Genomic DNA, 14,717 nt, shown 5'->3' on the forward strand with positions numbered 1-14,717 from the left:
GGCACCCGGTCGCGGCACATCCCTGGAGGACCCCATGAAGATCGGCATCATCGGCGCGGGCAACATCGGCGGCAACCTCACCCGCCGTCTGACCGCCCTCGGCCACGACGTGTCCGTGGCCAACTCCCGCGGCCCGCAGACCCTCACCGCACTCGCCGAGGAGACCGGGGCCACGCCCGTCACCGTCGCCGAGGCCGCGCGCGGCGCCGAGCTCGTCGTCGTGACGATTCCGCTGAAGAACGTTCCCGACCTGCCGTCCGGCCTGTTCGACGAGGCCGCCGAGGGCTTCGTCGTGCTCGACACCGGCAACTACTACCCCCAGCAGCGCGACGGCAGGATCGACGCCATCGAGGACGACGGCCTGACCGAGAGCCGCTGGACCGAGCGGCACATCGGCCACCCGGTGATCAAGGCGTTCAACGGCACGTACGCCTCGGACATCCTCGACAAGCCGCTCCCCAAGGGCGACCCCGAGCGGATGGCGCTGCCCGTGGCCGGGGACGACGAGGCCGCCAAGAAGGTGGTCCGCGACCTGATCGACGAGCTGGGCTTCGACACCGTCGACGCCGGCGGCATCGACGAGTCCTGGCGCCAGCAGCCCGACACCCCGGTCTACGGGCTGCGGGCCGGCGTCGCGGCGGTCACCGAGGCGCTCGCGGCGGCGTCCCCCGAGCGTCCGGCGACGTTCCGGGCGTAACCGCGGCACCGTCGTGTGCCGTCCCCTCGGGGAAGTGGCAGGCGACCTGCCGCGCCTCGCCCGGCGTGGCGATCCGCAGCACCGGCGCCTCGGTCCGGCAGATGTCCTGCGCCTTGGGGCAGCGGGGATGGAAGGTGCAGCCGGGCGGGGGCGCGGCCGGGCTCGGCGGGTCGCCCAGGAGCGTGATGCGCTCGCGGGCCCGCTCGGCCGCCGGGTCGGGCAGCGGCACGGCGGACAGCAGCGCCCGGGTGTAGGGGTGGGCCGGGGCCGCGTACACCCGCTCCTTGGCGCCGATCTCGACGATGCGGCCGAGGTACATGACGGCGACGCGGTCACAGACCCGCTTGACCACCGACAGGTCGTGGGCGATGAAGAGGTAGGCCAGGCCCAGCTCCCGCTGCAGCCGCTCCATCAGGTTGACGATCTGGGCCTGGACGGAGACGTCGAGGGCGGAGACGGGCTCGTCGGCGACGACGAGGCGCGGCCCGGTGGCCAGCGCCCGCGCGATGCCGACGCGCTGAGCCTGGCCGCCGGAGAACTCGTGCGGATAGCGGTCCCTGTGCTCGGGGATGAGCCCGACGAGCTCCATCAGTTCGACGGCGCGCCTGCGGGCGTCGGCGGCCGAACTCCCTTGCACCAGAAGGGGGTCGGAGATGATCCGGGCCACGGTCTGGCGCGGGTTGAGGGAGGAGTGCGGGTCCTGGAAGACCATCTGAATCTCGCGGCGCAAGGGCCGCAGCGCACGCTGCGACAGATGGCTGATGTCGCGGCCGTCGTACGCGACCGTGCCGCTGGTCGGCTCCAGGAGCCGCACGATGGTGCGGCCGGTGGTGGACTTGCCGCACCCCGACTCCCCGACGAGGCCGAGGGTCTCGCCCGCGCCCACGTCGAAGCTGATGCCGTCGACGGCGCGCACCGGGGCCGTGCCGCGCCGCCTGGCCGGGAAGGACGTCGTCAAGTCCCGTACGGAGAGGAGCGGTTGAGGGGCGGTGGTCGTGAGGTGGGTCGCTGTGGTCATGAGGTGACGCCTTCGTGAGTCAAGAGGTGACGCCTTCGTACGCGGGGAAGTGGCACGCGGCCGGATGGCCGGACGGGCCGTGGAGCAAGGGCTGTTCCGTCTCGCACCGCAGCCGTTCGCTCGCGGAGGAGGCCGCGGCCCGTGGGCAGCGGGGTGCGAAGGCGCAGCCGGGGGCCGGGGTGAGCAGGGAGGGCGGGCTGCCGGGGATGGCCCGCAGCGGCTCGTCGTCGGCGTCGTCCAGGCGCGGCAGGGAGTCGAGCAGGCCGCGCGTGTAGGGGTGGGCGGGGGTCGCGAACAGCGTGTCCACCGGGGCCTGTTCGGCCGCCCGGCCGCCGTACATCACGAGCACGTCGTGGGCGACCCGGGCGACCACGCCCAGATCGTGGGTGATCATGACGACGGCGAGGCCGCGGTCCTGCTGGAGGCGGGCGATCAGCTCCAGGATCTGCGCCTGGACGGTGACGTCCAGCGCGGTGGTGGGCTCGTCCGCGATGAGCAGCTCGGGTTCGCAGGCGAGGGCCGTCGCGATCATCACGCGCTGGCGCATGCCACCGGAGAACTGGTGCGGATACTCGCCCGCCCGGCGCTCCGGCTCGGGAATGCCGACCTCGGCGAGCATCTCCACCGCCCGCCGCCGGGCCGCCGCGCGACGGGAGCCGAAGTGGACGCGGTGGTGTTCGGCGATCTGTTCGCCGACCGTGTAGTACGGGTGCAGGCTGGAGAGCGGGTCCTGGAAGATCATGGCCATGCGGCGGCCGCGCAGCCGGTTCAGGCCGCGCTCGTCGAGGCCGACCAGCTCCTGGCCGTCGAGGCGGATGGAGCCGCTGACGTCGGCGCCGGTGTGCAGGCCGAGCACGGCCAGGGAGGTGACGGACTTGCCGGAGCCGGACTCTCCCACGATGCCGAGGGTGTGCCCCCGCCGCACCTCGAAGGAGAGGCGGTCCACGGCCTGGACGGGCCCGCGCGCGGTGCTGAACGCGACGCTCAAGTCGCGTACGGACAGCAGGGGTTCGGAAGTGTCCGGCCCGGCAGGACCGGGCGCGTCCTCGTGGGACAGCAGGGTCATCAGAACCTCACTCGCGGGTCGACGACGGCGTACAGCAGGTCGACGGCCAGGTTGGCGACGACGATGAAGGTGGCGGCGAGCAGCGTGACGCCGAGGATGACCGGCTGGTCGCCGGTGGACAGGGCGCCGTAGAAGAGCCGTCCGATGCCCGGCAGGCCGAAGATGGACTCGGTGATGACGGCGCCGGCGAGCAGCCCGCCCAGGTCCATGCCGAAGAGGGTGAGGATCGGCGTCATGCCCGCCCGCAGACCGTGCTTGACGACGACGGTGCGGCGCGGCAGCCCCTTGGCGCGGGCCGTGCGGATGTACGGCTCGGCCATCGTCTCGATCATCGAACTGCGGCTCTGGCGCGCGTACATGGCCGCGTACAGGATGGCGAGCGCGAGCCACGGGAGCAGCAGGTTGGACGCCCAGTCGACGGGGTCGGAGCCGAAGGGCACGTACTGCGGATAGGGCAGCAGGTCCGCCGTCCGGATCAGCCCGTAGATCAGCATCATGGACGTGAAGTAGACGGGCAGCGAGGCGGCGCCGACGGCGCCGACCATGAGGAGCTTGTCGGTGAGGGTGCCCTTGCGCAGCGCGGCCGTCACCCCGGCGGTCAGGCCGAGCGTCAGCCACAGCACGGCCGCGCCGAGCGCGAGCGAGGCGGAGACCGGCAGCCGGTCCATCAGCAGGCCCCACACGGACTCGCTGTTCTCGTAGCTGTAGCCGAGGCACGGGAAGTCGCAGTGCAGCGCGTACTGGCCGGTGCCGATGGCGCGGCCGGTGAAGATGCCGGCGAGGAAGTCCCAGAACTGCTGCCAGACCGGCTGGTCCAGGCCCATGTTGGCGCGGATCGCCGCCAGGCGTTCGGCGCTGCACGACTTGCCGCAGGCCGCGGCGGCCGGGTCGGACGGCAGGACGTAGAAGATGGTGAAGGTGACGGCGGCGACGGCGACGAGCACGCCGGTCACGGCGAGGAGACGGCGGCCGATGTAGAGGATCATGTGCGGCTTCCCCTCGGGTCGAGGATGTCCCGCAGCGCGTCGCCGAGCAGGGTGAACGCGAGCACGGTCAGGAAGAGACAGGTGCTCGGGACGACGAAGTACATGGGATCCGTGTCGTAGAAGGCGACGCTCTCGGCGATCATCTGGCCCCAGGAGGGCGTGGGTGGCCGGACGCCGACGCCGAGATAGCTCAGCGCCGCCTCGGTGGCGATCATCCCGGGGATGATCAGGGTCGTGTACGCGATGACGGGCCCGGCGACGCCGGGGAGGATGTCGCGGCTGAGGATCCGCCAGGGCCCCGAGCCGCCCACGCGGGCGGCGTCGACGTACTCGCGGTGTTTGAGCGAGAGGGTCTGGCCGCGCACCACGCGGGCGATGCCGGGCCAGCCGAAGAGGCCGATCACGGCGGTCATCAGGAGGATGCGGTTGACGTCCTTGGCCACCGACATCATCGCGATCATGAAGATGAGGGAGGGGAAGGACATGGTCAGGTCCATGATCCGGCTGAGGACGGCGTCGACGCGGCCGCCGAAGTAGCCGGCGGCGATCCCGGCCGCGGTCCCGGCGACGACGACGATCCCGGTCGAGGCGAAGGCGATGAGGAGGGAGACCTGGGCGCCGTGCACGACCCGGGCGAACAGATCGCGTCCGGTGACGGGTTCGACGCCCAGCCAGTGCTCGGCGGAGATCCCGCCCAGCGGCCCGATGGGCTGCCCGCCCAGATAGGGGTCGACCGCGGTCTTGTCGAACTCCTCGGGCGACCAGCCGCCCAGAGCGCTCAGCAGCGGAGCGGCGACCGCCATCACGACGAACAGCGCGACGATGACGAGCGCGATCTTCGCGGAGGTGCGGCGGCGCAGTTCCGCGCGGGCTGTCCGCCAAGGGCCGCTGCCCGCGGCGACGACCGGTGTCGGTGGGGTGAGGGTGGTCATGGTCGTGCCGCCCCTCAACCCTGGCTCTTGGAAGGGTCCTTGAGGCCGACCGTGGCGTAGTCGAGCTGGCCGCCGAACGATGTCTGGCCGTACGCGCCCGCGATGTTGGTGCCGAGCACCAGCGGCCAGCGGCGCACCAGGACCGGCACGGTCGGGGCCTTGGCGAGGATCTCGCCGTCCAGCTCCCGCCAGGCGGCGGCCGCCTTCTTGGCGTCGGTCATGGCGGCGATCTCGTCGATGCGCTTCATGGTCGGCTTGTCGCGGAACAGGGAATGGTTGCCCTGGTTGCCCTTCTCCTTGATGAACCGGCCGTCGAAGACGAAGGGCAGGAAGGTGGAGCCGGACGGGTAGTCCGGACACCAGCCCGTGTAGACCATGTCGGTGCGGTTCTTGGTGTCGCCGATCGTGGCGTAGAACGCGGACGGGTCGACGGTCTCGATGGTGACCTTGATGCCGGCCTTGCCGAGCGACTGCTGTATCGCCTCGGCGCGGCCCTTGTCCCCGACGGAGACGGTCATCTTGGTGGTGAAGCCGCCCGGCTTGCCCGCCTCCTTGAGCAGCTTCTTGGCCTTCTCGACGTCACCCTCCGCGGGGATCTTCAGGGTGTCGGGCTGCTTGCCGTCGAAGAGGCCGGCCGGCATGTAGGCGGTGGAGGGCTCGTTGAAGGCGGGCCCGCCGGACGAGGTGAGCACCGACTCCTTGTCGAGGGCGTACTGCACGGCCTGACGGACCTTCACGTCGTCGAACGGGGCCCGCCCGGTGTGCATTTGAACCATGTCGGTGCAGTTGGTGGACTCGGCGATCAGCCGCTTCTTCACCTCGGCGCTCGGCAGCACCTTGGCGGCGCTCTCCGGCCGCACGGCTCCCCAGGACACGGCGGAGGCGTCCGCGCCCTGCGAGGCGATGAGCCGGTCGTCGATCTGGTTGGCCTTCAGGCCCATCACCATCATGAGCTTGTCCGGGTACGCCTTGCGCACCTGGTCGGTCGACGGGCTCCAGTGCGGGTTGCGCACCAGGACCAGCTTCTTCCCGCGCTGGTACGACTGGATCTTGTACGGCCCCGAGGAGAAGGGCCTGTTGTCGTACCGCGGCCCGTTGTCCCGCTTCTTCGGCACCGGCGCGAACGTCGGCATCACGGTGACGTTGCGGAACTCCGCGAAGGGCTTGCGCAGTTCGAAGACGATCGTGTGGTCGTCCGGGGTCTTGATGGAGTCCAGGTGCTTGCCCTCGGCCGGGCCCCGGTAGCCCTCGGCCCCGGTGAGATAGCGGGCCGCGTAGTCGGCGCCGCCGGGCAGGTCGGGGGAGAAGGACCGCTCCACGTTGTACTTGATGTCCTGGGCCGTGACGGGGGTCCCGTCCTCGTACTTGACGCCCTTCTTGAGGCGGAAGGTCCAGGTCCTGGCCCCGTTGGAGGGGGTGCCGAGATCGGCCGCGAGGTCGGGCACGAGCTCGCCGCCCGCGGTGCCGGGTGCGGCTTTGTACGTGACGAGGGTGCGGTACAGCAGCCGGGTGCCGAAGTCCATCGTGCTCACGACCCAGTTGCGGGCCGGGTCGAGGTGCTCGAAGTCCTGGTTGGACAGGACGGTCAGAGTGCCGCCCTTCTGGGGAGTGCCGCCAACTGCGGCGCCTGCATTGGCAGTTGCTGGGTTCTTGCCGCCGCGCCCCTTGCCCGGAGAGCCGGAACAGCCCGCCGTGCCGAGGGTGACGGTCGTCGCCAGGACGGCGGCGACTGCGGTGAGGGTGCGCTTGTTCATCAGTGGTCACTCCGAGAACAGTCGGCCAGCCCGGAAAGGTGGCTGGAATGTGACCGGTAACATAGTAATGTGAAATTGTACTGGCAAGGTGTCATCCCGTCCGTTACTCACCTGTGTCCGAAGGGGGTCTCGTGAACGAGCCCGCAGCGACCGGCATCCGCACGGTCAGCCACGACCTTCCCGCCTCACCCGAGTTCGCGTCCTTCATGGCCCGCGACTGGGCTCCCACCCCGCTGCCCGACGGCATCCGGCTGCCCGCCGCCGGCCTCACCCCGGCCCGCCGCGCCCGGCTCTCCGCCCGCTTCCCCGGCGAGCGCCTGATCGTCCCGGCGGGCGAGCTCAAGGTCCGCGCCAACGACTGCGACCACCGCTTCCGCCCGCACAGTGCCTACACCTGGCTGACCGGCCTGTCCGGCGAGGACCAGGCGGGCCATGTGCTGGTCCTCGAACCCGACGGTCCTGCCGGCCATGAGGCGGTGCTGCACCTGCGCCCCCGCTCCCCGCGCACCGACAACGGCTTCTACCGCGACCGCCGCTACGGCGAGTTCTGGGTCGGCCGCCGCCCCGACCTCGCGGAGGCCGAGCGGATGACCGGCATCCGGTGCATGCGGCTCGACGGCCTGCCGCCGGGCCGGAACGCCGCCCGCGACAGCGAACTCGCCTCCGTGCTGAGCGAGTTGAGGCTGGTCAAGGACGCCTGGGAGATCGGTCAGCTGCAGCTCGCCGTCGACCACACCACGGCCGGCTTCGAAGACGTCGTACGCGCCCTGCCGCGCGCCCTCGCCCACCCGCGCGGCGAGCGCTGGATCGAGGGCGTCTTCGGGCTGCGCGCCCGCGCCGAGGGCAACGGGACCGGCTACGAGACCATCGCCGCGTCCGGCGCCCACGCCTGCGTCCTGCACTGGATACGCAACGACGGCCCCCTGGACGCGGGGGAGTTGCTGCTGCTCGACGCGGGCGTCGAGACCGACAGCCTCTACACGGCCGACATCACGCGCACACTGCCGCTCTCCGGCCGCTTCTCCCCGGTCCAGCGGCAGGTCTATGAGCTCGTCCTCGCGGCGCAGGACGCGGGCATCGACGCGCTGCGGCCCGGCGCCCGCTTCCGCGACTTCCACCGGGCCGCCATGCGGGTCATCGCCGAAGAGCTCGTGGAATGGGGGGTGCTGAAGCACGCCGACGGCGACTTCCACCGGCGCTACACGCTCTGCAGCAGCGGTCACATGCTCGGCCTCGACCTCCACGACTGCGCCCAGGCCAGGGCCGACGCGTATCTCGACGGCGTGCTCGAAGCGGGGCAGGTGCTCACCGTCGAACCCGGCCTCTACCTCCAGCCGGACGACGAGACCCTGCCGCGCGAACTGCGCGGCATCGGGGTGCGCATCGAGGACGACCTCGTCATCACCGAGGACGGGGCCCGGCTGATGTCGGGCGCCCTGCCGAGGACGCCGGACGGCGTGGAGGAGTGGATGGGCGCCTTGCTGGAGGGCTGACGTCGAAGGTGCCGCGGTGGCAGGGGTGACGGCCCAATGGGGCCGCGGCGACAACCTGGCGGGGCCGCGGCGACAGGCGACAGTTGCGCGAAAGCCTTGGCATTGTCTGTGCCATGTGAAATATTACTGACGTGCTCACGAGAAACTCCTCGGACGTCATCGTCGTCGGCGCGGGCGTGGTCGGCGCGGCCTGCGCGTACTACGCCGCGCAGGCCGGCCTCACCGTCACCGTGATGGACCGCGGTCCGGTCGCGGGCGGCACCACAGGCTCCGGCGAGGGAAACCTCCTGGTCTCCGACAAGGAGCCGGGACCCGAACTGGAACTGGCCCTGCTCTCCGCCGAGTTGTGGCGGGAGCTGACCGAACTGCTCCCGCCGCAGATCGAGTACGAGGCCAAGGGCGGCCTGGTCGTCGCCTCCGGGGAAGAAGGGATGCGCGCCCTGCGCGCCTTCGCCGCCGGGCAGGAGACGGCCGGGGTGCGGGCGGAGGAGGTGCCGGGCGACCGGCTCCACGACCTGGAGCCGCACCTGGCTCCCGGCCTCGCGGGCGGCTTCCACTACCCGCAGGACGCGCAGGTCATGCCCGCCCTCGCCGCCGCCCACCTGCTGAAGGCGGGCGGCGACCGCGTGCGCCTCAGGCTCGGTGAGGAGGTCACCGGCCTCCTCACCGGCGGCAACGGAGAAGTGCGCGGGGTCGCGACGGCGACCGGCGAGCTGCACGCCGCGTACGTGGTGAACGCCGCGGGCACCTGGGGCGGCGAGGTCGCCGCACTCGCGGGCGTGGACCTGCCGGTCCTGCCCCGCAGAGGCTTCGTCCTCGTCACCGAACCGCTGCCGCGCGTGGTGCGGCGCAAGGTGTACGCGGCCGACTACGTCGCCGATGTCGCCAGCGGCTCGGCGGCGCTGCAGACCTCGGCGGTCGTCGAGGGCACTCCGGCGGGCCCGGTCCTGATCGGCGCCAGCCGGGAGCGGGTCGGCTTCGACCGCACCCTGTCCACCGAGGTGCTGCGGCGCCTCGCGGCCCAGGCGACCGCGCTGTTCCCGGTCCTCGCCGGGGTCCGGGCGATGCGGACGTACGCCGGGTTCCGGCCCTACCTTCCCGACCACCTGCCCGCGATCGGGTCCGACCCCCGCGTGCCCGGTCTGCTGCACGCCTGCGGGCACGAGGGCGCGGGCATCGGGCTCGCCCCGGCCACCGGGCTGATCGTGGCGCGGTGCCTGACCGGCGGTGAACTGCCCTTGGACACGGGCCCGTTCGATCCCAGACGCTTCGCGGCCACAGTCTGACCCCCGCGCTCGCAGATACGAGAGGAGGCCCACCGTGGCCCGTGCCCGTACCCCCGCCGACCTGGTCGGCGCGCAGCCCGGACCGCCGTTCGAGATCACCTTCGACGGCCGTCCCGTCACCGCCCTGCCCGGGCAGTCCGTCGCCGCCGCGCTGTGGGCCGCGGACATCCTCGCCTGGCGCACCACCCGGGTGGGCGGCCGACCGCGCGGCGCCTTCTGCGGCATCGGACAGTGCTACGACTGCCTCGCCACCATCAACGGCTCGCCCAACCGCAGGGCCTGCCTGGTGCCGGCCCGCCCCGGCGACGCGATCACGACCCAGGAAGGACACGGCCATGACCGCCTCGGCGCCTGAACCGGCCGGACCGGACGGATCTTCCGGATCGGCCGGGCCTTCTGGACCTTCCGGACCGTACGACCTCGCGGTGATCGGCGCGGGCTCGGCCGGCCTCGCGGGGGCCGTGACCGCCGCCGAACTCGGCCTGTCCGTCGTCCTGTTGGACACCGCGACCGGCACCGGCGGGCAGTTCTACCGTCACCCGGCACCGGCCGTCGGGGCGCTGCGCCCCGAAGCCCTGCACCACGACTGGTCCGCCTACGCCGATCTGCGCCGGCGCCTGGAGGCGAGCGACGTGACCCGTCTCGGCGGGCACCACGTATGGACCGTCTCCCGGGAGGGCGACGACTCGTGGACCGCGCACGCCGTCACCGGGGCCGACGGCTGCGCGGAGCGGCCGGTGCGGGTGCGGGCCCGGGCCGTCCTCCTGGCGACCGGTGCGTACGAACGTCAACTCCCCTTCCCCGGCTGGACGTTGCCCGGCGTGGTGGGGGCCGGGGGAGCCCAGGCCATGCTCAAGTCCGGCCTCGTGCTGCCCGGCAGGCGCGTGGTCGTGGCCGGCAGCGGCCCCCTGCTCCTCGCGGTCGCCTCCTCGCTGGCCGCCGCCGGAGCGCGGGTGCCAGCCGTGATCGAGGCCTCCGGCTATCTGGCGTACGCACGTCACCCCCGCGTTCTCGCGGCCAACCCGCACAAACTGGCCGAGGCGGTGGTGCACGGCAGTGTGCTGCTGCGGCACCGGGTGCGGCTGCGCACCCGCAGCGCGGTCACCGAAGTGCACGGCCGCGACCGGGTGGAGGCGGTCACGGTCGCCCGGCTCGACCGCGACTGGCGGCCGCTGCCGGGGACGGGGCGACGGGTCGCGTGCGACGCGCTCGCCGTGGGGCACGGCCTCGTACCGCAGATCGAACTGGCCACGACGCTCGGCTGCGCGACCCGCACCACCCCGGACCGCGCCACCGCCCTCCTCCTGGACGACCTTCAGGAGACGTCGGTGCGAGGCCTGTGGGCGGCGGGAGAGACCGGCGGCATCGGCGGGGCCCAACTCGCCCGCGTGGAAGGTGAATTGGCGGGACTCGCGATCGCCGCCCGGCTGCGCGCCCGCCCCGCCCACGGCGGTCGCGTCCGGGAACTCCGGCGCCGCCGCGACCGCATGCGCGCCTTCGCCGACGCCATGGCCGCCGCGCACGCCCCCGGACCGGGCTGGTCGCGCTGGCTGACCGACGACACGGATGTGTGCCGGTGCGAGGAGGCGACCGCGGGCAGCATTCGCGCGGCGGTCGCCGATCTCGGCGCCCGTGACGCGCGCACCGTCAAGCTCCTCACCCGCGCGGGCATGGGCTGGTGTCAGGGGAGGATGTGCGGGGCGGGCGTGGCCTGCCTCGCGGCGGGCGACGGGCCAGGGGAGCCACCCGCCGAACGCCGCCCGTTCGCGGTGCCGGTACCGCTGGCGGCGCTCGCCTCGCTCGACGAACAATCCGCCGGGCCCGCCGCACCAGCCGAGCCCGCCGAACCAGCCGGACCCGACGGACACGGACCCGCCGCCCCCGATGAACGCGCGGACCCTGCCGATCCGTCCGCACCCGGCTCGGCCCCCCGTCGCCCCCACTGACCCCCAGATCCACCGCCCCCCACGCACCCATACATCCACAGACCCGTAAACCCGCCGGCCACGGCCCCCTTGTGGTCGCCGCGCATTTCAATAAAATGTCACACACTATAGAGAGGTCGTCCGACATGACCGTCACCACCTGGAACACCACCCGCCCCTGGCGCGGCGTCATGGTCGCCACCGCGCTGCCGCTGCGGGACGATCTGGCCGTGGACTACGACGCCTACGCCGAGCACGTCCGCTGGCTGATCGACAACGGCTGCGACGGCGTCGTCCCCAACGGCTCGCTCGGCGAGTACCAGACCCTCACCGACGACGAGCGCGCCCGCGTGGTGCGCACGGCCGTCGAGGCGGCGGGCGACGCGGCGCGCGTCATGCCCGGCGTCGCCGCCTACGGCAGTGCCGAGGCCCGCCGCTGGGCCGAGCACGCGGCCGAGGCCGGCTGCGGCTCGGTCCTGCTCCTTCCCCCCAACGCCTACCGCGCCGACGAGCAGGCCGTGCGCGCCCACTACGCCGAGGTCGCCAAGGCCGGGGTGCCCGTCGTGGCGTACAACAACCCGATCGACACCAAGGTCGACCTCACCCCCGCGCTCCTCGCCGAGCTGCACCGGGAGGGCTCGGTCGTCGCGGTCAAGGAGTTCTCCGGCGATGTGCGCAGGGCGTACGAGATCGCCGAACTCGCCCCGGAACTGGACCTGTTGATCGGCGCAGACGACGTACTGCTCGAACTCGCCGTGGCCGGAGCGGTCGGCTGGATCGCGGGCTACCCGAACGCCCTGCCCGCCTCCTGCGCCGAGCTCTACCACGCGGCCGTCGCGGGCGACCTGACCACGGCCCTGCCGCTCTACCGCTCCCTGCACTCCCTGCTGCGCTGGGACTCCAAGACCGAGTTCGTGCAGGCGATCAAGCTGTCCATGGAGGTCGTCGGCCGCCGCGGCGGCCCGGTCCGCCCGCCGCGCTCCCCGCTCGCCGAGGAGATCAGGACCCAGGTCCTTGCCGCCACCGAGAAGGCCGTCGCCCACGGTCACCGCTGACGGCGACCACCCGCTCCGCACCGCTGACCGCGACCACCCGCTCCGAAAGGACTCCCTGTGCGTACGCGTCATGTCTTCCACGCCGTCGACTCGCACACCGAGGGCATGCCCACGCGCGTGATCACCGGTGGCGTCGGGGTCATCCCCGGCGCCACCATGGCCGAGCGCAGGCTGCACTTCATCGATCACCTGGACCACCTCCGTACGCTGCTGATGTACGAGCCGCGCGGCCACTCCGCGATGAGCGGGGCGATCCTCCAGCCGCCCACCCGCCCCGACGCCGACTACGGCGTGCTGTTCATCGAGGTCTCCGGCCTGCTGCCGATGTGCGGCCACGGCACCCTCGGAGTGGCCACCGTCCTGGTGGAGACCGGCATGGTCGCGGTCACCGAACCGGTCACCACGGTGCGCCTGGACACCCCGGCGGGGCTGATCCCGGTCGACGTGCGCGTCGAGGACGGGGCCGCCAGGTCTGCCACGATCACCAATGTGCCCGCGTTCTGCGCGGGCCTGGAGCGCAAGGCGGAGGTGCCCGGCTTCGGCACGGTCACCTACGACCTCGCCTTCGGCGGCAACTTCTACGCCTTCGTCGAACTCGACGCGCTGGGCCTGCCGTTCGACCGCTCCCGCAAGAACGACCTGCTCGCCGCCGGGCTCGCCGTCATGGACGCCATCAACGCCTCGCCGGACCGGCCCGTCCACCCGGAGCGGCCGGACATCGCCGGTGTCAAGCACGTCTACCTGGCCGCGCCCGGCTCCGACGCCCGCCACTCGCGGCACGCCATGGCCATCCACCCGGGCTGGTTCGACCGCTCGCCGTGCGGCACCGGCACCTCGGCCCGGATGGCTCAGCTGCACGCCCGCGGCGAACTGCCGCTGGACCGCGACTTCGTCAACGAGTCCTTCATCGGTACGCGGTTCACCGGCCGGCTCGTCGCCGAGGCCGAGGTCGGCGGGGTGCCCGCCGTCGTACCGACCATCACCGGGCGCGCCTGGCTCACCGGCACCGCCCAGTACTTCCTCGACCCGGACGACCCCTTCCCCGGAGGCTTCCTCCTGTGACCGCCGAATCCCCTCTGTCCGCCCAGTCCGCCGGGTCTTCCGCGGCCTCGCTCACCTCCCGCAACCCGGCCGAACCGTCCGACGTGGTCCTCCGGTTCACCGCCCCCGGTGCCTTCGCCGCCGTCGACACCGTCGAGCGGGCCCGCGCGGCCAAGACCGGCTGGCTGCTCGGCGGAGCCGCCGCCCGCTCGGCCGCCCTCGGCACGGTCGCCGCCGCGGTCGAGGCCGCGGCGGAGGAACTGGCCGCGCTCGCCGTCCGCGAGGTCGGCAAGCCGCTCACCGAGGCCCGCGCCGAGGTCGCGCGCACCGCCGCGATCTGGCGGTACTACGCCCAGGCTCCGTACGAGTCCGCCGGCGCCGTCCACGAGCCGGCCGCCGGTGCCGGGCTGCTGCTGACCCGCCGTCGGCCGCACGGCGTGGCCGGCCTCATCACCCCGTGGAACTTCCCCTTCGCCATCCCCAGTTGGAAGGCGGCCCCGGCGCTCGCCGTCGGCAACGCGGTCGTCCTCAAGCCCGCGCCGGAGGCCACCGCCTGCGCCCAGCGCCTGGCCGAGATCGTCCAACAGGCCCTGCCCGCCGGGGTGTTCACCGTGCTGCCCGGCGCCGCCACCGAGGGCAACGCGCTCGTCTCCGCCTCCGACGTGGTCTCCTTCACCGGCTCCACCGCCGTCGGCCAGGCGGTCGTGCACACCGCCACCGCCCGCGGCATTCCGGTCCAGGCCGAGATGGGCGGCCTGAACGCGGCCATCGTCCTCCCGGACGCCGACATCGACGTGGCGGCCGCGCACATCGCCGCCGCCGTCGCCGGATACGCGGGCCAGAAGTGCACCGCCACCAGCCGCGTCATCGCCGTCGGCGCGGCGCTCGACCCGCTGCGCGAGGCGCTCTCCGACGCGCTGCGGGCCGTCCCGGTCGGCGACCCCGCCGACCCGGCCACGGTGTGCGGGCCGCTCATCGGCGCCCCCGCGCGCGACCAGGTCGGCGACGCCGCGCACGGCCTGAACGTGCTCGCGGGCGGCACCGTGCCCGAAGGGCCCGGCTGGTACGCGGCACCGACCCTGGTGGAGAAGGTCCCGTCGGGGCACCGGCTGCTGTCCGAGGAGGTCTTCGGCCCCATCGCCGCCCTGCTGCCCGCCGAGGATCTCGCCCATGCCGTCCGGATCACCAACTCCGTGCCCTACGGCCTGGTCACCTCGCTGCACACAGCCGACCTGGACACCGCCCTGACCGGGCTCGACCAGCTCGACACCGGGATGATCCGGGTCAACGCCCCGTCCACCGGCGTCGACTTCCACCTGCCCTTCGGCGGCGCCAAGGCATCCAGCCACGGCCCCCGCGAGCAGGGCCGCGCGGCCCTGGAGTTCTATGCCACGACCCGGACTTACACCCTGTCACCTGCGAAAACAACGTGACATTGTACCCTGGTGATCCGCTCCGCCATGA

Annotated in this window: 13 protein-coding genes; 8 read left to right on the forward strand and 5 right to left on the reverse strand. The window is 72.8% G+C overall.

Going from position 1 to position 14,717, the window contains the following annotated elements:
- Positions 1-34 precede the first annotated feature (34 nt).
- Complete coding sequence (locus AC0KTA_RS36850) at positions 35-697, forward strand: NADPH-dependent F420 reductase (protein ID WP_481052535.1); 663 nt, start codon at positions 35-37, stop codon at positions 695-697.
- Here the strand turns inward: AC0KTA_RS36850 and AC0KTA_RS36855 are convergent.
- From AC0KTA_RS36855 to AC0KTA_RS36875, 5 genes are read right to left on the reverse strand one after another with little or no spacing between them, the layout of a single operon-like run.
- A complete protein-coding gene (locus AC0KTA_RS36855) occupies positions 642-1,715 on the reverse strand; it encodes an ABC transporter ATP-binding protein (RefSeq protein ID WP_481052536.1) in 1,074 nt (357 codons plus the stop codon). The two genes, AC0KTA_RS36850 and AC0KTA_RS36855, sit on opposite strands and share 56 nt — an antisense overlap.
- A 19-nt stretch (positions 1,716-1,734) precedes the next feature.
- Positions 1,735-2,781 (reverse strand): ABC transporter ATP-binding protein, encoded by a 1,047-nt coding sequence (locus tag AC0KTA_RS36860; protein ID WP_481052537.1) that lies wholly within the window; start codon positions 2,779-2,781, stop codon positions 1,735-1,737.
- Entirely contained in the window at positions 2,781-3,767 is a 987-nt protein-coding gene (locus tag AC0KTA_RS36865; protein ID WP_481052538.1) for an ABC transporter permease, read from the reverse strand. The genes AC0KTA_RS36860 and AC0KTA_RS36865 overlap by 1 nt, the downstream gene beginning before the upstream one ends.
- A complete protein-coding gene (locus AC0KTA_RS36870) occupies positions 3,764-4,699 on the reverse strand; it encodes an ABC transporter permease (RefSeq protein WP_481052539.1) in 936 nt (311 codons plus the stop codon). The genes AC0KTA_RS36865 and AC0KTA_RS36870 overlap by 4 nt, the downstream gene beginning before the upstream one ends.
- Positions 4,700-4,713: 14 nt before the next feature.
- Positions 4,714-6,453 carry an ABC transporter substrate-binding protein gene (locus AC0KTA_RS36875; RefSeq protein WP_481052540.1) on the reverse strand — a complete coding sequence of 580 codons (1,740 nt, stop codon included), beginning with the start codon at positions 6,451-6,453 and terminating at the stop codon, positions 4,714-4,716.
- A gap of 131 nt (positions 6,454-6,584) precedes the next feature.
- Between AC0KTA_RS36875 and AC0KTA_RS36880 the strand changes: the two genes are divergently transcribed.
- From AC0KTA_RS36880 to AC0KTA_RS36910, 7 genes are all read left to right on the forward strand, one after another.
- Complete coding sequence (locus AC0KTA_RS36880; RefSeq protein ID WP_481052541.1) at positions 6,585-7,946, forward strand: aminopeptidase P family protein; 1,362 nt, start codon at positions 6,585-6,587, stop codon at positions 7,944-7,946.
- A gap of 131 nt (positions 7,947-8,077) precedes the next feature.
- Positions 8,078-9,232 carry an NAD(P)/FAD-dependent oxidoreductase gene (locus tag AC0KTA_RS36885; RefSeq protein WP_481052542.1) on the forward strand — a complete coding sequence of 385 codons (1,155 nt, stop codon included), beginning with the start codon at positions 8,078-8,080 and terminating at the stop codon, positions 9,230-9,232.
- A 34-nt stretch (positions 9,233-9,266) separates the two neighbouring features.
- Positions 9,267-9,587 (forward strand): (2Fe-2S)-binding protein, encoded by a 321-nt coding sequence (locus tag AC0KTA_RS36890; protein WP_481052543.1) that lies wholly within the window; start codon positions 9,267-9,269, stop codon positions 9,585-9,587.
- The gene (locus tag AC0KTA_RS36895; protein ID WP_481052544.1) at positions 9,568-11,178 is read left to right on the forward strand and encodes an FAD-dependent oxidoreductase; all 1,611 of its coding nucleotides are present in this window, start codon (positions 9,568-9,570) and stop codon (positions 11,176-11,178) included. Before AC0KTA_RS36890 ends, AC0KTA_RS36895 begins: the two co-directional genes overlap by 20 nt.
- Positions 11,179-11,303: 125 nt before the next feature.
- Positions 11,304-12,212, forward strand: coding sequence for a dihydrodipicolinate synthase family protein (locus AC0KTA_RS36900; RefSeq protein WP_481052545.1), 909 nt, complete (start codon positions 11,304-11,306; stop codon positions 12,210-12,212).
- 57 nt (positions 12,213-12,269) lie between these two features.
- The gene (locus AC0KTA_RS36905; protein WP_481052546.1) at positions 12,270-13,274 is read left to right on the forward strand and encodes a proline racemase family protein; all 1,005 of its coding nucleotides are present in this window, start codon (positions 12,270-12,272) and stop codon (positions 13,272-13,274) included.
- Positions 13,271-14,686 (forward strand): aldehyde dehydrogenase family protein, encoded by a 1,416-nt coding sequence (locus AC0KTA_RS36910; protein ID WP_481052547.1) that lies wholly within the window; start codon positions 13,271-13,273, stop codon positions 14,684-14,686. Before AC0KTA_RS36905 ends, AC0KTA_RS36910 begins: the two co-directional genes overlap by 4 nt.
- The last annotated feature ends 31 nt before the right edge of the window (positions 14,687-14,717 follow it).

The organism is Streptomyces sp. Y309 (assembly GCF_056712025.1).